The following is a 17,328-nucleotide window of genomic DNA, read 5'->3' on the forward strand; positions in this document are numbered from 1 at the left end:
GTTTTACATTTCGTCGGCGGCGAGATCGGGGTCCCGGAACAGCAACCGGTCGAGATCTGCCTGGACGATGTTGTGATAAGCCTGGTCGGCCGCGCGCTCTGCGATGGGCCGAATACGATTGCGTGTCGGCGGCAGGAACGCTTCGAAGAGCCGCCGATGCTGGAACTCGACCCAGACCAGGCTGCCCCAGCGAGCCGAGGGTCGTTCGTAGATGGAGATGTTGTAGCGCTCGGACAGCGGCGTGCCGCGCCAGGCGGAGACGAATGCGTTGTAGAAGTCCTGGCCGACGAGCGTGATGACCTGGTTCGTGACGATGCCGTGGATCGATTCCTCGAGCGGCCGGTGTTCGGTCAAGACGGGCGGGTTGTCGCTGGCTTTGGGCGTTGCGCTGCTTTCGCCTTTGGGTGTCGACGAATTCGAAATCGGCGCGTGTTCGGACACGTCATGGCGTGTCGAGTCGAGCGGCTCGGGCGTGCTGGTTTCGGCCGGTGCGGGTGCCGGCGAGATGGCTTGTTCGAAGGCGAATGAAGGCGCTGTCACGAGCGACGCGGCAAGCGCGACTGCGGCAAGCACAGATGCGAAGGCGAACCCGGAGCCGTGCTCCTGGCGCATGCCTTCCCCGATTTTCCCCGGTTGAAACGAAAGTTGGCCCATGTGTCGTTAGCGACTTGTTTTATGTCTGCGGTGCATCGCACTGGTGGATGCGACCGGGGCCACTAGAGCAATGGGTATGCCAGCGCAGGCTCGGGCAATGTGGGTAAGGGAAAGCTTCAGACGTACTGTCGATTTCCGCCAGTGCATCGGCCAGACGTTTCAGAACTGATACATGGAACGCGCAAAAGGGTCAGTTCGCGTTTCAGCGCGTTACACGGAAATGCGGCGTAACACGGGATACAGCGAAGGGCCGCCGCGGCGCTATTTCGCTCGTCTGATTAAACATTCGCGATGTCGCCGCGATCAGCCGTTAAAACAGGCGGGGAAGGTGAATCTATGCGTAAGGTAGCCGCATTTCCCGTCATCCCGACACCCCGAAACGCCTGCCCAAAACGTTTCGTAATTGCACACATATCATGTTGTGATGTATTTGCGAGGCGCCAATTCGTCGTGCCGAAGACGCAAGCGCTTCCTCTTCGTGAGTCCTCAGGCGTCCTTTTTTCGACATGCCTCCTCGCTTCGTAGCTGTACTTCCTCGGTGCCCTGCGCTTGCCCCTCTGACGACCACGCGAGGAAGTCATCGCTTTTTGAAAGCTTTCCGCGACGTAAAACGGCAGACTTCTAATAGCTCATATGTGATCGCTAATTCCGATTAAACGTGCATATATGATCGCTTAACTTAACAAGGCTTGACTTGTCCGAGGCGCGCTCCGATACTGAAATGATTCAATACCGCCAGATAAACGCTCACATGGCGTCGTTAAAACAGGCTAAGCGCTCACATGTGAGCGATAAGATTGTCGAGAAAACACTTCCTGTGCCCGTTGAAAGGGCGCTGGTAAAGCTTGGCCATGATCTTGCGCTTGCGCGCAGACGGCGCCGATTGACACAGGCTTCGATGGCCGAACGTATTCAGACGTCGACGGCGACACTTCGTCGTTTGGAACACGGCGATCCGCAGGTCGCGTTCGGCGTTGTATTGCGCGCCTTCCACGTGCTCGGCGAACTCGACCGGCTTGCGCAGGTTCTAGATTCATCCGTGGATGAAATCGGCTTGACGTTGATGAACGAGCAAGTGCCGCAACGCGTTCGTACCCGGCGACTAACGCCGGATACGGGGGCGATGTGAATCCGGCAGTCGCGCGGCGTACTGTACGAGTCGCGATCGGCGACATTGGGCGCGACGCTGGAACGCTCACCTACGCGAAGGAAGCTTCGCGCGAAAACTCCGCTTTTGCTTACGCGGATTCCTGGTTGAGCGCGCCGGAGCGATTTTCAATCTCGCCCGATCTTCCACTGGTGCAAGGCCACCAATATCGGCGCGCGCCGACTCGCGACGATTCAGTTTTTCACTTTTGTTTCGCTGACACGGAGCCCGACGGCTGGGGTTGCCGAGTCATCGCTCGCGATCATGCGAAGCGTCGAAAAGCAACCGATGCGTCGGCGCGACGGGCAACTAGCGCTGCACTGACCGAGATGGACTACCTTCTGGGAGTCGACGATATCAGCCGCGTGGGTGCCTTGCGGTTGCTGGACGAGTCGGGTAACTGTCTTCGGACGATTGAAGAGGGTGGACGAGGCACTCCGCCTCTGATCGAGTTGCGCGACTTGATCAGTGCCACACGCGCCGTTGAACTAGGAAAAGAAACGGCGGCGGATCTTCGCTATCTCCGCGGAAGGGGGACTTCGCTAGGAGGGATGCGGCCGAAGTGTTCCATTTTGGACAACGACGGGCATTTGGCGATCGGCAAGTTCCCCAGCGTGGGCGACGAGCGATGCGTGACACGCGGTGAGGTCCTGGCGCTTCATTTGGCTCATGAGGCGGGGATAAACGTCGCGCAATCGAGGATAGAAATGTCCGACGATGTGCCGGTTGCGTTGATTCGGCGCTTTGACCGGGTCGCCGGGGGAGGACGCGTTCACTACCTGTCAGCTGCCTCGATGCTTCAGGCATCAAGGCAGGGTGACTATGCATACACCCAGATCGCCGAACGCATCCTTGTCGTGAGTGCGGATCCAAAACGTGACCTTGCAGAACTTTGGCGGAGGATCGTCTTCAATTTGCTGATCACGAACGTAGACGACCATCTCCAGAACCACGGCTTTCTATATGTCGGAAATGGGCTTTGGCGTCTCGCACCGGCATTCGATATCAATCCGTTCCCTGATAAAGATCCGGAATTGAAGCTCTGGCTGACCGAGGATTCCGGTCCTGTTGATTCGATCGAATCTGTGCTGGCCGCAGCGCCTCGCTTTCAATTGCCGAAAATAGACGCGATCCACATACTGCAAGAGGTGCATACGGCGGTGCGTGGCTGGAAGCGTGTCGCGAAGTCAGCCGCGGTTGGAATGAAGGCGGCGGACCTCGATGAGTTTGAGCCGGCGTTTGAGCATGCTCAAACGCGTGCTGCCGCCAAGGCTATTTGACGTGCGCGAGTCTTTGCAGCTGCTCCGGAAGATGGGGCCCGCTAGGACAAAAAACACCGAGGGAGATTGCCGTGTTTTTGAGGCGTGCACGGCGGTCTCGCCCCGGCTCGTCAAGTTCACGCTGGAGACATCGACACTGCCCGGTTACGGGACTTGATCAGGTTGGCGATCAAGCTCGTTGAAATTTCACAAGTTAAGAATCTCAGTACAGCACAACCGACCGGATCGATTCGCCGGCCTTCATCAAATCGAAGCCCTCGTTAATCTTCTCGAGCGGCAGGCGGTGCGTGATCAGATCATCGATATTGATCTTGCCTTCCATGTACCAGTCGACGATGGTCGGCACGTCGGTACGGCCGCGTGCGCCGCCGAAGGCCGAGCCCTTCCATTCGCGGCCCGTCACGAGCTGGAACGGCCGTGTGCTGATCTCCTGACCCGCAGCCGCCACGCCGATAATGAACGACTGGCCCCAGCCCTTGTGCGTGCATTCGAGCGCCTGGCGCATCGTCGTCACATTGCCGATGCATTCGAACGAGTAGTCCGCGCCGCCGTCGGTCAGCTGCACGATCGCGTCGACGACATTGCCCACGTCCTTCGGGTTGATGAAATCGGTCATGCCGAACTTCTTCGCAAGCTCGACGCGGCCCGGGTTGATGTCGATGCCGATGATCTTGTTGGCGCCGACCATCTTCGCACCCTGGATCACGTTCAGGCCGATGCCGCCCAGACCGAACACCACGACATTGGCACCCGCTTCGACTTTCGCCGAATAGACGACCGCGCCGATGCCCGTGGTCACGCCGCAGCCGATATAACAGACCTTGTCGAACGGCGCGTCTTCGCGGATCTTGGCGACCGCGATCTCCGGCACGACGATGTAGTTCGAGAACGTCGAGGTGCCCATGTAGTGAAACAGCGGCTTGCCGTCGAGCGAGAAGCGCGAGGTCGAGTCGGGCATCAGGCCCTTGCCCTGGGTCGAGCGGATCGCCTGGCACAGGTTGGTCTTGCGCGAGAGGCAAAACTTGCACTGACGGCATTCGGGCGTATAGAGGGGAATCACGTGATCGCCCTTGCGCAGGCTGCCGACACCGGGACCGACGTCGACCACGACGCCCGCGCCTTCATGACCGAGGATTGCCGGGAACAGGCCTTCAGGATCGGCGCCCGACAATGTGTAGTAGTCGGTGTGACAGATTCCGGTCGCCTTGACCTCGATCAGCACTTCACCCGCACGCGGTCCTTCGAGATCGACCGCTTCGACGGTCAGGGGTTGGCCGGCTTTCCATGCAATCGCTGCCTTTGTCTTCATCCGTGATTCCTATCCATAGTGGCGGGTTGTTGCACGACTCCTCCCTGAGTGTGCCTGCCGTGCCAGCCCGATCCATATGGGCTGGCTCCGGTGTTACGTTGTCTGCCTAAAGCATCTCGGTGACTTCCTCGGGCGACGTCTCGTGGACGAGCTTGTCGAGAACGACTTGGCCACGCGCCATGGCGACAATGCGATCGCATGAGTGAAACACGTGCTGGAGGTTGTGACTGATAAAGATGCCGGTCACACCCTGCGTCGACAATCCACGCACAAAGCCAATGACCTTGTCGGTCTCCTTGACCGACAGGTGATTGGTCGGCTCGTCGAGTATCAGCAGTTTCGACTTGAAGTGCATCGCACGTGCAATCGCCACGCCCTGACGTTGTCCGCCGGACAATTCGCCCAGCAGTGCGTCGGCGGATCGCAGATGCAGATCCACATCGGCGAGCGCGCGATTGGCGTCGTCACGCATGCGCGCGTAGTTCATCGGTCCGATGCCGAACATCGAGAAACGCAAAGGCTCGCGACCGATAAACAAGTTGCGCGCGATCGACAGCGAGGGCACGAGCGAGTTGTGCTGGTGAATCGTCTCGATGCCCAGGCGCATGGCCTGCTTCGGCGATCCGATTCGCACCGGTTCGCCTTCGAACAGAATCTCGCCGTCGTCCGGGCGATGCACGCCCGACAAAATCTTGATCAGCGTCGATTTGCCCGCGCCGTTGTCGCCGAGCAGACCGACGACTTCGCCTCGCTTGAAATCGAGCGTGACGCCCTTCAGCGCGTGCACGCCGGAATACCACTTATGAAGGTCGCGTACGCCGACCAGGACCGATCCCGATCGCGCGTTTGATCGTGCTTCGTGCTGCGCACCCGGATAGCCGCCCGATGCGAGACCGTCGACCTTGTCTTCATCGGCGATGTCCTGAAGACCGTGTGCATACGCGCCGCTCGCGCGAGCCGCGGCCAGCGCGGAATCGAGTTCGTCCGAACCGAATGATGTCGTCACAGTGTTCATAGCTGTACCTTCATGCGTCGCGCCGTGCGGCGCATCCATGCATTGGCGACGACCGCGACGATCGTCAGGGCGCCGACGGCGAACTTGAACCAGTTCGCGTCGACCTGAGTCAGTACGAGGCCGTTGTCGATCACGCGGATCAGCAGCGCGCCGACGATTGCACCGAGCACGTTGCCGATGCCGCCGGTGAGTGCTGTACCGCCGATCACGGCTGCTGCCACAGCCTGCAGCTCCATGCCGTCACCGATCGAGGGGAGCGGAGCGCCGAGCCGGAAGACCTGGAGCATGCCCGCGAAGCCCGCGAGCACCGAGCACAGCACGAAGCAGAACAACTTCACGCGGCGTGCCGGCACACCGCTCGATACGGACGCTTCGAGAAATCCGCCGGTTGCCTTGATCCAGTTCCCGAGGTTGGTCGACGTCAGGAGCAACGCTGTCCCCAGGCCGATCGCGACGAACCAGACGAACGACGCACGGAACAGGCCGTTCGGTCCGATGTAGTGGACGAACAGATCGATCGGCATCTGATCGGATGGCAGGTTGGGCGGAAAGCCCCCGGATGCGACAACGGTCAATGAACGCACGATGAAGAGCATGCCGAGCGTCGTGATAAAGCTCGGTATGTTGAACGCGAGTGTGATCAGGCCGTTGAGCAAACCGACCCCCGCGGCCACGGCAAGTCCGATCGGCAGCGCGATCCAGAACGGCACGCCCGCGTTGACGATCAACGTGATCGTCATCGGCATCAGTGCAAAAACCGAACCGACCGACAGATCGAACTCGCCACAGATCATCAGTACCGTGACACCGATCGCGACAAGGCCGGCCTCGGGCAGCACACCCAGAATGCCGCGCAGATTGTCCGCGCTCAGAAACGCCGCGCCCGAACGTACCTGGAACAACCCGATCAGCACGACGAGCAGCACGACGCCCGCGAGTTCGGGCTTTTGCAAATAGATTTTCAGAAGCTTTTTCACACCGGCCTCCGACCGAAGTCAAAGAGATTCAATCCGCTCGACGACCCGACCCGACGAGCCAACGACCCAACGACCCAACGACCGATCGAATGGCGTTGCCCCCCGCAATACACATGCAAGTCCGACAAGAGACGTCGGCGCGCAATGTGGCGGGCGTCGCGATGTTGAGCGGCGCATCACGCTCGCTTCTTAGCGAAGCCCCTTTTCCGACAATGCCAGGACGTTGCCCGCTTGCGGGGGCGTCACGATGGCGTTGCCTGTGTTGACATCAGCAGGCGCCAGTCCGACGGTCTTCGACAGATAGACTTCCATGACCGGGATAAACCCCTGCATATAGGGCTGCTGGTCGACTTCGGCCTGGATGTAGCCGGCCTTCATCATCTCGAGCACGGGCGGCACGATATCGAAGCCGGCGAGCAGAACCTTGCCCGGCGGGACGCCGCGATCCTTGAGCACGCGTGCGACCGATGCATGGAAGAACCCCATGTCGAAGTAGGCCGTGGTGTCGGGGTGCGCCGTCAGATAGGCGCCGACGCGATCGCCTGTGACGGCAAGGTCGGTGCTCGAATCGATACGATCGACAGTCAGCTGGCGATTCGGGTTGGCGCGCTTCCAGTCGTCGAGTCCTTCCTGCACACCCTTGGCACGCTGCTCGGCCCAGTTTTGCCCCGGTGCGCTGACGCCGATCAGCACGCGCACCGGCCCGTCTTTCGGAAACTGCGCGGTCAGCTGGTTTGCGAGGTTGCGGCCGGCAGGAACGAAGTTTTGCCCGACGAATGCCTGACGCTTCGCCGCGCCTGCAGCGCCGCCGGTCTGATCGACGTTGTAGGCAATGACCATCACGTTCTTGCTGCGCGCGTCGTTGATCAGCGACGTCATCGCCTTGTCGTCGACAATCGTCGTGAGGATCGCATCGGGCTTGCGCGCGAGCGCCGTCTGGAAGTTGGCGGTTTGTTGTTCGATCGAGCTATCGGTCTGCGTGAACACCATCTGGCACTGCGCATGAACCTTCGCGCACGCGTCGTCGAAGCCGCGCTTGACCGCCTGCCAGAATGCGTTGCTTGCGGCGCCATGGGTGAGCATCACGATATTCAGCGGCTGCGCCGGTGCATCGGCGGCCATCGCGCCGCCGCCTCCGAGCAGCAAGGCGAGGCCGCATGCGGCGGCAGCCCAACGCTTGCGTCCAGCCCGCGACTCAGCCCGCGAGGCCGCCTGCGTCCCGATCGTGGCTTCGATACGTGTTGCGGCGGACATCGCCGTGGTTTGATGGTCAAGGCTTGTCTTCATTACCCGATTCCTCCTGAACGACTCCCCGGGCGACCCTGAGGTCAAGGGAGCGTGTCTCCGTATTGAGGCAGGTTTTTCGGGCCTGCCCTTGATGGTGCAAGGGTCTCGATGCGATGATGGTGCGGCATACGCATCGCAGACCCCTGCAATCCTTTTTATTTCGTTTGACTCACGACCGATACGACCGATGACGAATACGGCACGTCGCAAATCGAGCATGGCGGATGTCGCGAAAGCGGCAGGCGTCAGCGAGGCCACGGTCGATCGGGTGCTCAACGGACGAGGGGGCGTCGCACGCGACAAGGAAGCACGTGTGCTCGAATGGGCGCGCAAGCTCAAGCTGGATCGCGCGCTCGGCAATGTGCCGGCCCGCTGGTTGCGCGTGGCCATCGTGATGGAGCATCCGTCCAATCCGTACTACCTGAATCTCAAGCACGGCTTCGAGCTTGCGCAGCAATCGTTCGAGTCGCAGCGTGTGATCTGCGTCGTCACCTATCTCGACAAGTTCGACCCGGCGAGCGTCGTGCAGACGATTGCGCGAGCCACACAGAAGGCCGATGCGCTGGTTGTCGTGACCTACGAACATCCGGATATCAGTGCCGCTGTGCGCAAGGTCAGTCTCTCGATGCCCGTCGTGACGCTTGCCAGCGATCTGCCCGGGACGGGCCGCATCGCCTATGTCGGCATCGACAACCGCCGCGCGGGCCGTGTGGCCGGCGAACTCATGGGCCGGTTTCTCGGCGAGCCGGGGGGCAAGGTACTCGTCATCACAGGCATGCATGATTTCCTCGGCCATGAAGAGCGGGAAAACGGCTTCCGCTCGGTGCTGCGACGCTGGTTTCCGCGTTGCGACATCGTTCAGACTGTCGAGAGCCGGGAAGACGCGACACGCACGGAGCGTTTGACTCGCGATGCGTTTGCGCGCTTTCCGGACCTGCGCGGCATCTACAACATTTCCGTCGGCGACGAAGGGGTCGGCACCGCGCTCAAAGGCCTTGGCCGCTCACGCTCCACCGTGCTCGTCGGCCATGAACTCAGCGACGTCTCGCGAGGCTTGCTGATCGAAGGGACGCTCGATGCCGTGATCGACCAGAATGCGACCGGCGAAGCCGTGCACTCCATTGAGTTGATCCTTCGGCATTACCATCGCGAACCCGGCGTCGCACTGCCTCAGCAGATTCCTGTCACCGTGATCCTGCGCGAGAATCTGCCGCCGGCGGACTGAGTGACGGGGCAGACGCTCGTTTGCGATGCGTCATGTGGGCACCGCCTGCGCCTCGCGCCGCGTTTGCACGCCGTGCCACACCTCGCGAATCCAGTCGCGCATCAGCAGCGACTCGACCCATCGATCGGTTGTGTCGTTACCGTCGCGGCCGATGATGGCGTAGGGCTTCGGACCGAGTTCACACGTGAACGTCAGCGAATCGTCGGCGCCCGCGCGTTCGCACCACGATTCGAATCCGTAGCGCCACCAGTCGAGAAAGAGATCGACCCACATGCGATGCGGCTCGAAGGAGATCTCGATCTGCACCTGCTCGCGGCTCGCGACGCGGCCGTGAAAGGCCCACGAGTGGTCGAGGATCCGGTGCATCAGCGCGTGATTCTCGTCGGATACGGGCCACGCAAACTCGCGCCCGACGAGGAAGTGCGAGATATCGCCAAGCAGCCTGAGATCAGGTCGCGCGTCGAGCAGATCGAGCGTGAAGTAGAGGTCGGTCGTGAGGCGGTCGCGGTGCGTCTCGATGTAGACCGGAAAGTCGACTTGTTCGGCAAGACGCGTCCAGCCGTCGATCAGTTCGAGACTTTCCTTGAGCGTGCGCGGTCGCACGTCAGGCTGAAGATCGATGTGATGGACGCCGAACTCGCTGGCGATCTCGAGCACAGGCTTGAGGTCGTCGACCGTGCGCGGAAAGCACTGACCTTCAGCTTGCAGGCCGCCATGCGCGGCACGCAATTCGGCAAGGCGCCGCACTTTCGCGCGATCTTCGTAGTGCGTGCTGACCCCGTCGAATCCCGCGTTGGCGATCATCGCGATGTTCTCTTCAAGCGTTCGCTCGAAGCCGTCCGTATGGCGACGTTCCATCGCCCACATCGATTGAAACACGAGCAGGCGCTGGCTCATACGGCCTCCGCGGTGAGCAGGGACTTGAGTTTGGTCGAGCGATCGGAGAGCAGGGCAGGTGGCACGATGGCACGTCGGGCGATGAGTTCCTGCGCGACGCGCACATCACGCGCGATCTCGCCCGTCACGCCGACACCGCTCGCGCCGACCAAAACGCCGTCATTGTCGAGGGCGAAGAACACGCGCGACGAGGTGCCGGTCTCGCGAACCACGCTGGTCGTACCGAAGGCAGGCATGCCGGCGATCTGTATCGTCATATCGTACTGATCGGACCAGAACCACGGCACGGCGGAATAGGTCTCGCCGTACTCGAGCATATTGCGGGCGACGACGCGCGCATGGTCTTCGGCGTTGCGCCAGCATTCGAGGCGGATGCGCCGGCGGAACAGGCGATGCGGAAACGAGCAGACGTCGCCAGCCGCAAAGATGTTCGGATCATTGGTGCGCAGCGTATCGTCGACAGCGACGCCGTCGGCCACATCGATGCCCGCTGCTTCTGCGAGCGCCGTGCGCGGCGTCACGCCGATGCCGACGACGACGGCATCGCAGTCGAGCGTTGCGCCATCGGAGAGCTTGAGTCCGGTCACGCGCGACTCGCCGAGCACGGCGTCGACCTGCGTCGCAAAGCGCACGTCGACACCCATGGCGCGGTGGCGCTCGATCAGATAGCCCGCGACGATTTCGGGCACGGCGCGCATCAGGGCGCGTGCCGCGGCTTCAACGACGACGACCTCACAACCTCGCGTGATCGCAGTGGCCGCGATTTCCAGGCCGATAAAGCCGGCACCGACGATGGCAATGCGCTGGCCCGGCGCGAGCGCGTCGACGATCGCGAGCGCGTCGGGCAACGTACGCAGATAGTGCACGCCACGCAGATTGGCGCCGCGTACAGAAAGGCGTCGCGGTTCGGCGCCCGTGGCAATCAGCAGGCGATGAAACGGCAGGGTGTCGCCGTTGCCGAGCGTGACGCGACGCGCGGCGCGATCGATCGCGGCGACTCGGGCATGCGGGCGCAGATCGATCCGGTTGTCCCGGTAGAACGCGTCGTCGTAGAGTGCGCATTCCCCTGCGGTCTTTTGTCCAAGCAGCACGCTCTTGGAGAGCGGCGGGCGATCGTAAGGGGCGATGCCCTCGTCGCCGAGCAATGCAATCTCGCCCTCCCAGCCGTTCTCGCGCAATGCATGCGCCGTGCGCGCGCCTGTCTGGCCCGCGCCGATGATGACCATCGGAGCATGTGCCGAGGACACAGACGCTGGCTTTGATGTGGGCGTGGCCGGGCTCATGCTGCGTCCTTGTCGGCAATGCCGATCATGACCTGGTCACCGTCAACGCGAACCGGATGCGTGCGCAGCTTGACGCAGACCGGCGCGCTCTTCGGCTGACCGCTTGCGATATCGAAGCGGCCCTGATGCAGCGGGCATTCGATTTCGCCATTCACGACGAATCCATCCGCCAGATGCGCCTTCTCATGCGTGCAGAAGCCATCGGACGCATGAAAGCCTTTCTCGAGCCGGTAGATCGCGTACGTTGCGCCGCCGTGGTCGAAGCGAATCACATCCTCTTCGTCGATATCGTCGACGTTGCAGGCAACGACCCATTTCAGTTGTGCGATTTCGGCCATGATGTCTCCTGATTCCATTCGCCTTGCCGGTACGGCGTGCGTCCCGTGCTGTGTGTTGTCGTGCTGCTGATGCGATTGCTGCGAGTAATGCGATTGCTGTGATGCCGGATCACGCATTGGGCTGAGCAGCGAACGGCGGTTCCGCAGTGCGCACGCGCTCAGGAAGCTGACGTTCGATCACGTGGGTCGGCTCATGCCGCTGACGCAGTAGCGCAGGCACCATCTCGCGATACGTGACGAGCAGATTCGGATACGCAGGCGGCAACTGATCCTTGATGGCCTCGTGCAGGCGCGGCAGCGCGTGGAACGGCACCATCGGCAGCAGGTGGTGCTCGAGGTGATAGTTCATGTTGAGGTACAGGAACCGGAACACGGGGTTCACATGCACGGTGCGCGTATTGAGCCGGTGATCCTTGACGTTGACGCTGAGGCCGGCGTGCTGCGTGAGGCCAAGCAACTGGTGAAGCCAGCCGCCATAGAAGCGCGGGGTCCAGACGAACATCAGCGGCAGGAAGCTGTGCAGCGCGACGGCCAGGGCGATCGTGGCGAGGATGACGAGCACGTAGATCCGGCTCGAGAGAATCATCTTGGCCTTCTCGCTCGGCGGCAGAAAGGTCTCTGTCTCGGCATCGACGCGGCCCAGCGCATGGCGCACGGTCTTGAGCACTTCGCCCGTGCCACCGATCACCGCAAAGAAGTCGAGAAGGATCGGCAGTACTTTCGTCGGGCGCGCGACCTGGATTTCGGGGTCGCGTTGCTGGAAGTACGTATGGGTGTGGTGCCGCGCATGGCTCCAGCGCCACCAGTACGCCTCGCGAATCGTCATGAACGACGACAGGTGATAGAACGCGTCGTTGAGCCAGCGTGTCTTGAACGGCGTGCCGTGGGCCAGCTCGTGCCAGCGTGCGTCGCTTGACGAGTAGATCGTGCCGTAGACAAAGAAGGCCGGCACCGCCCACCACGTGCCCCACGTATAGCCGGCGATGACGCCCGATGCGATCAGCAGCGCGATCCAGAGGCCGAAGTCCTTGAGGCCCTTCGCATCGCTGCGCTTCATCAGCTCCTTGAGCACCGGACGTGGAATGCGCGGCTGATACCAGGCCTCGCTGATCCGGTCGTCAAACGTCGAGTCGGTCAGGCCGGGTTGGGCTTCACCGTTCGAGGGCATCGAGGCCATGCGTGTCTCCTGTCTGCGGGATTTCCGTCAGTCCGACAATCCCGGATCGCCTTGTGGCGCTTGAGTTCGAGGCGCGATGTGCGCTTCGTTGGGATGTACGGTAGTGGAATGACCCTGCAAAGGCACCGGGAATGTTGATGGTTTTCCATCAATTCCGGCAATGCCTTTGCGCGGCAAGGAGACAGGCAGGGTTAGGGGAAACCCGGCACCGGAGCCGGTGCCGGCTTACTCGTGTGCGTGGACTGGTTCGATCATCGCGCCGTGACTGTCGATGACGCGCTGATACCAGTGGGCACTGTCCTTCCACGTGCGCTTCATCGTTGCCCGATCGACATGCACCATGCCGTATTGGCGTGAGTAGCCGACCTGCCACTCGAACACATCGAGCAGGGACCACGCGATATAGCCACGCACGTCGACGCCACGATCGATCGCCTGCGAGACCGCGTCGATATGCTCGGCCCAGTATTCGATGCGTGCGGTGTCGTGCACGATGCCGTCGGGCGATACGACATTCTCCTGGGCAATGCCGTTCTCGGTGATATAGATCGGCATATCGCCATAGTCGCGCTTCACGCGCGTCAGCACGTCGAACAAGCCGCCCGGCGTCACGCCGATATTCATTGCGGTGCGCCGCTTGCCCGGCACCGTCACACGAACCTTGCGTTCGGGGTCGGCAGGATCCGCGCTCGTGATGTGCTGTTCGTAAAAGTTGACGCCGAGAAAATCGATGGGCCGGCGAATCGCGTCGAGATCACCTTCACGAACGAATGAGAAATCGGTCGACGGCTCGGCGAACCGCAACACTTCTTCGGGGTACTGCCCCTTGAACAGCGGATCGAGAAAGATGCGGTTTTCGAGCGCATCCATCCGCGTTGCCGCGGCGCGATCGAGATCCGACTCGGTGGCAGGCACTTCGGACACGAGGTTCAGTGCAAGCCCGATCTTGCCGTTGGTGCCATCGTCGCGCAGTTGTGCTGCGGCGTGCGCATGCGCGAGCAATTGATGATGAACGACTTGATAGGCCAGCGCTTCATCGCGGATGCCCGGCGCAAACAGGCCATCCCGATACCCGAGGAAGGCCACGCACCACGGTTCGTTGAGCGTGTTCCAGAAGGCGATGCGATCGCCGATCCGGCGATTGACCAAAGTCGCATAATCCGCGAAGTACATCGCCGTATCGCGTGACGCCCATCCGCCTTTCTCGTGCAAGGCCTGGGGCAGATCCCAGTGATACAGGGTCGCCATCGGACGGATGCCGCGCGCAAGGAGTCCGTCGACCATGCGCTCGTAGTAGTCGAGGCCCTTGGCGTTGACGGCGCCTTTACCGTAGGGCAACACGCGCGACCATGAAATCGAAAAGCGATGGAGCCGGATGCCGAGTTCGGCCATCAGGTCGAGATCCTGGTCGAGACGATGGTATTGATCGCAGGCGATATCGCCCGTGTCGCCATTCAACGTCTTGCCGGGCGTGTGGGCGAATACATCCCAGATCGACGGGCCGCGGCCGTCTTCCGATACAGCGCCTTCGACTTGATACGCGGCGGTGGCCGCTCCCCAGAGAAAATCGTTCGGGAAAGAAGACATACCTATCCTTGTTGAGGGCGCTTGCGCGCCCGAAGTTCAAATCCGTTCAGCGCGTGCTTTTGCCTGCGCGGCTCGCTGCATCGAGCGCCACTGCGACGACGAGAATCAAGCCCGTCGCGATGTTCTTCGTGCTTGATGGAGAGCCCAGAAGATCAAGACCATTCGCGACGCTGCCGATGACAAGTGCACCGAGGATCGCGTGATAGATGCGACCGCGGCCGCCGAACAAGCTGGTTCCACCGATGACCGCTGCGGCGATTGCATCGAGCAGCAGCGTGCCGCCGCCGGTGCCGATCGACACGGCGAATTGCCGGGAGACGCTGATCACGCCGCCGAGTCCGGCAAGCGCGCCGATCAGCGAAAACACGCCGACACGAATCGCCGCGACGGGAATGCCGGCCCGACGCGCGGCCTCGGCGTTGCCCCCGATCGCATAGATGTGGCGGCCCGTGACGGTGCGTTCGGTAAAGAGCGTCAGCGCGACAACGAGTGCGCCGAGCAGCAGCAGGATGTAGGGCACACCGAAGTAGGCGTTGAGCGCGCCGATGATCAATGTGAGTGCAATCGCAAACGTGACATATCGTGAGAGGGCGCCGCGGGTGAATTCATGGGGCAGGCCGGCTTGCGCTTTCAGCGTACGCTGGCGCATGAGGCTCAAGGCAGCGACCAGCAGGACCACCACACCGACGAGCCACCCGGCAAGCGGACTCAGATACCCCGACGCAATCGCACGAATCATCGGGTCGACGACAAGCCGCTCTCCCGTCGGACCAAGCAGGATCAGCTGCACGCCTTGCCAGGCAAGCAAGCCCGCCAGCGTGGCGATAAACGATGGAACGCGAAGCATCACGATGATGAGGCCCTGCAGCAGGCCCATCAGCGCGCCGGATGCAAGCGCGACAAGTAGCGCGAGCCAGCCCGGCCAGCCATATCCTGCCTGCAAGACGCCGAGCACCGCCGCCGAGACGCCGGCGACCGCGCCGAGCGACAGGTCGATTTCGCCCAGCAGCAAGGCGAGCACCACGCCGACGCCGATCGTGCCGACCACGCCGATCTGAAGAATCAGATTCGACATATTGCGCGGCGTCAGGAAGTTCGGGTTCAGGCTCTGGAAAATCAGCGCGATCACGACCAGACCGATCAACACCGGCACAGGGCCGAACTCGCCGTGACGCAACCGTTCGCGGAGATGCGTGAGCAATATGGGCTCCTCGTGAGCAGGGGCCGTCGACGTCGTCATGATCCGATCTCCTCGAGTTCGTTGCCACCCGTGATCGCGGCGACGACGTCGTTGCGTTTGACGTCCGATGTGTTGAAGTTCGCGACGCAGCGCCCGAGGCGCAACACCGTGATGCGGTCGGCCACGCGAAACACGTCGGACAGATTGTGTGAGATCAGCACGACCGCGAGGCCGCGATCGCGCAATTGCCGGACGAGATTGAGCACCATTGCGGTTTGCTCGACACCGAGCGCGGCGGTCGGCTCGTCGAGCAGCACGACCTTCGAGCCCCAGAGCACGGCACGGCTGACGGCCACGGCCTGGCGCTGGCCGCCCGAGAGCATCGACACCGGGCGGCGCAATGAAGGTAGCCGAACTGCCAACCCGGACAGAACCTCGGCCGCGCGCGCTTCCATCGTGTAGCGGTCGATAGGCCGAAACGGTGCGGGTACATTGCGTGGCCCGAGTTCGCGTCCGAGAAACAGGTTCTCCACGACATCGAGGTTTTCGCAGAGAGCGAGATCCTGATAGACGGCGGAGATGCCCAGTGCGCTCGCGTCCTCGGGCGAGGTGACGTCACGCGGCACGCCTTCGAATACGAACTCGCCTTCGTCGGACCGGTAGACGCCCGACATGATTTTCGTCAGCGTCGATTTGCCGGCGCCGTTATCGCCGAGCAGGGCAACGACTTCCCCTGCGTCGACGTGGAAATCGACGCCATGAAGTGCGACGACGGCGCCGAACCGCTTGCGAATGCCGCGCAAGGCAAGGCGGGAGATACGCGCGCCGTCGCGTTGATCAGTGAGTGGATCGATGATCGGGCTGCTCACGGTTTTACCTTTTGCAGACGGGGGATGCAGCTGCGGCATTGACGCAGATGCGGTCGAGTGTCGTGTAGCCGTCGGCGATGACGGTCTGCTTGATATTGTCCTTCGTCACGATTTTCGGTTCGAGCAGGATCGACGGCACCTGACCGGCGCCGCTGTCGACGCTGCCTGTCGCGAGCTTCTTCGCATCGTCTGTCTTGTTGTGCGCAAGCAGCAGTGCGACCTTGGCTGCGGCGGTGGCTTCAGCCTTGATGGCCTTGTAGACACTCATCGTCTGGTCGCCGGTCAGAATGCGCTGCAAGCCGGCATCCGTCGCATCCTGCCCTGTCACGAGCACTTTGCCGTTGAGGTGACGAGCGCTGAGCGCCGCGACAACGGCGCCCGCCATGCCGTCGTTGGCGACGAGCACGCCATCCACCTTGTCGTTCAGCGTGGTGAGCCCTTGCTCCATCTCGGCCTGGGCCTTGGCCGGATCGAACATGGGCGTATCCGCTTCGAAACCAATCTTGAGCTTGCCGGCTTTGACGGCCGGATCGATCGCCTCGTGCGCGCCCGCCTTGAATTCACGCCCGGGTGCGATGTCTTGCGAGCCGTTGATCACTGCAATCGTTGCGCCCTTGGGCAGGTGATCGATCAGAAACTGACCCTGTAACACACCGACGCGCGGGTTCTGGAACGAGACGAAGAAGTCCGATTGCGCACCTGTGAGCAGCCCGTCATAGGACACCAGCGCTGCGTGTTGCGCACGGGCCTTGGCGAGAATCGCGGCGCCTGCGGCTTCGGTCAACGGCGAGACGACAAGGACGGTCGCGCCGTTGGTCAACGCGGCCTCCGCCTGGCTGACCTGTGTGTCGGCCGAGCCTTGTGCGTTGTTGGCGATGACAGTTGCCGTGGGGTCAAGCGCTTTGACGGCGGCGATAAACGCGGGCTTGTCCTGACCTTCGAACCGGTCCGCACACGTCGAGCAGGGCATCAGAAATGCGATGACCGGTCCCGCAGCGTGGGCCGTCGTTGTGAATCCCAACAGCCCGGCAACGCCCGATACAGCGACATACGCTGCGCCAAGCAGCGATCGCGAAAGACGACTCATGACGGATCTCCTCCGT

The 17,328-nt window shown here is 62.0% G+C and carries 16 protein-coding genes; 3 read left to right on the top strand and 13 right to left on the bottom strand.

Annotated features, from left to right (window positions below):
- Positions 1-3: 3 nt before the first annotated feature.
- Entirely contained in the window at positions 4-654 is a 651-nt protein-coding gene (locus ACMFWR_RS30040) for a CsgE family curli-type amyloid fiber assembly protein (RefSeq protein WP_413196022.1), read from the bottom strand.
- A 721-nt stretch (positions 655-1,375) separates the two neighbouring features.
- Here ACMFWR_RS30040 and ACMFWR_RS30045 point away from each other — a divergent pair.
- Positions 1,376-1,783: a helix-turn-helix domain-containing protein gene (locus ACMFWR_RS30045; protein ID WP_413196023.1), complete on the top strand. Its 408-nt coding sequence runs from the start codon at positions 1,376-1,378 to the stop codon at positions 1,781-1,783.
- Positions 1,780-3,081 (top strand): type II toxin-antitoxin system HipA family toxin, encoded by a 1,302-nt coding sequence (locus ACMFWR_RS30050; protein WP_413196024.1) that lies wholly within the window; start codon positions 1,780-1,782, stop codon positions 3,079-3,081. Before ACMFWR_RS30045 ends, ACMFWR_RS30050 begins: the two co-directional genes overlap by 4 nt.
- Before the next feature lie 202 nt (positions 3,082-3,283).
- Here ACMFWR_RS30050 and ACMFWR_RS30055 read toward each other — a convergent pair whose 3' ends face one another.
- From ACMFWR_RS30055 to ACMFWR_RS30070, 4 genes are all read right to left on the bottom strand, one after another.
- Positions 3,284-4,390 carry an S-(hydroxymethyl)glutathione dehydrogenase/class III alcohol dehydrogenase gene (locus ACMFWR_RS30055; protein WP_413196025.1) on the bottom strand — a complete coding sequence of 369 codons (1,107 nt, stop codon included), beginning with the start codon at positions 4,388-4,390 and terminating at the stop codon, positions 3,284-3,286.
- Positions 4,391-4,496: 106 nt separating this feature from the next.
- Positions 4,497-5,405, bottom strand: a complete 909-nt coding sequence (locus ACMFWR_RS30060; protein WP_413196026.1) for an ATP-binding cassette domain-containing protein — start codon at positions 5,403-5,405, stop codon at positions 4,497-4,499.
- Positions 5,402-6,382, bottom strand: a complete 981-nt coding sequence (locus ACMFWR_RS30065; protein ID WP_413196027.1) for an ABC transporter permease — start codon at positions 6,380-6,382, stop codon at positions 5,402-5,404. Before ACMFWR_RS30065 ends, ACMFWR_RS30060 begins: the two co-directional genes overlap by 4 nt.
- 189 nt (positions 6,383-6,571) lie before the next feature.
- On the bottom strand, positions 6,572-7,669 hold the full coding sequence (locus ACMFWR_RS30070; RefSeq protein WP_413196028.1) for a sugar ABC transporter substrate-binding protein: 1,098 nt from the start codon (positions 7,667-7,669) through the stop codon (positions 6,572-6,574).
- Positions 7,670-7,856: 187 nt separating this feature from the next.
- Here ACMFWR_RS30070 and ACMFWR_RS30075 point away from each other — a divergent pair, with 187 nt between their 5' ends.
- A complete protein-coding gene (locus ACMFWR_RS30075) occupies positions 7,857-8,894 on the top strand; it encodes a LacI family DNA-binding transcriptional regulator (protein WP_413196029.1) in 1,038 nt (345 codons plus the stop codon).
- A gap of 30 nt (positions 8,895-8,924) precedes the next feature.
- Here ACMFWR_RS30075 and ACMFWR_RS30080 read toward each other — a convergent pair whose 3' ends face one another.
- The 8 genes from ACMFWR_RS30080 to ACMFWR_RS30115 form a co-directional block, all read right to left on the bottom strand.
- Positions 8,925-9,791 (bottom strand): sugar phosphate isomerase/epimerase family protein, encoded by an 867-nt coding sequence (locus ACMFWR_RS30080; RefSeq protein ID WP_413196030.1) that lies wholly within the window; start codon positions 9,789-9,791, stop codon positions 8,925-8,927.
- Positions 9,788-11,074 (bottom strand): NAD(P)/FAD-dependent oxidoreductase, encoded by a 1,287-nt coding sequence (locus ACMFWR_RS30085; protein WP_413196031.1) that lies wholly within the window; start codon positions 11,072-11,074, stop codon positions 9,788-9,790. Before ACMFWR_RS30085 ends, ACMFWR_RS30080 begins: the two co-directional genes overlap by 4 nt.
- Positions 11,071-11,412, bottom strand: coding sequence for a non-heme iron oxygenase ferredoxin subunit (locus ACMFWR_RS30090; RefSeq protein WP_413196032.1), 342 nt, complete (start codon positions 11,410-11,412; stop codon positions 11,071-11,073). Before ACMFWR_RS30090 ends, ACMFWR_RS30085 begins: the two co-directional genes overlap by 4 nt.
- 109 nt (positions 11,413-11,521) lie before the next feature.
- Positions 11,522-12,589: a fatty acid desaturase family protein gene (locus ACMFWR_RS30095; protein ID WP_413196033.1), complete on the bottom strand. Its 1,068-nt coding sequence runs from the start codon at positions 12,587-12,589 to the stop codon at positions 11,522-11,524.
- Between the two features lie 225 nt (positions 12,590-12,814).
- Positions 12,815-14,176 (bottom strand): GH1 family beta-glucosidase, encoded by a 1,362-nt coding sequence (locus ACMFWR_RS30100; RefSeq protein WP_413196034.1) that lies wholly within the window; start codon positions 14,174-14,176, stop codon positions 12,815-12,817.
- 46 nt (positions 14,177-14,222) lie between these two features.
- A complete protein-coding gene (locus ACMFWR_RS30105; protein ID WP_413196035.1) occupies positions 14,223-15,416 on the bottom strand; it encodes a sugar ABC transporter permease in 1,194 nt (397 codons plus the stop codon).
- Positions 15,413-16,225 carry an ATP-binding cassette domain-containing protein gene (locus tag ACMFWR_RS30110; protein ID WP_413196036.1) on the bottom strand — a complete coding sequence of 271 codons (813 nt, stop codon included), beginning with the start codon at positions 16,223-16,225 and terminating at the stop codon, positions 15,413-15,415. Before ACMFWR_RS30110 ends, ACMFWR_RS30105 begins: the two co-directional genes overlap by 4 nt.
- Positions 16,226-16,229: 4 nt before the next feature.
- A complete protein-coding gene (locus ACMFWR_RS30115) occupies positions 16,230-17,312 on the bottom strand; it encodes a sugar ABC transporter substrate-binding protein (RefSeq protein WP_413196037.1) in 1,083 nt (360 codons plus the stop codon).
- Between the last annotated feature and the right edge of the window lie 16 nt (positions 17,313-17,328).

It is taken from the genome of Pararobbsia alpina, from assembly GCF_965118125.1.
Classification (GTDB): domain Bacteria; phylum Pseudomonadota; class Gammaproteobacteria; order Burkholderiales; family Burkholderiaceae; genus Pararobbsia; species Pararobbsia alpina_A.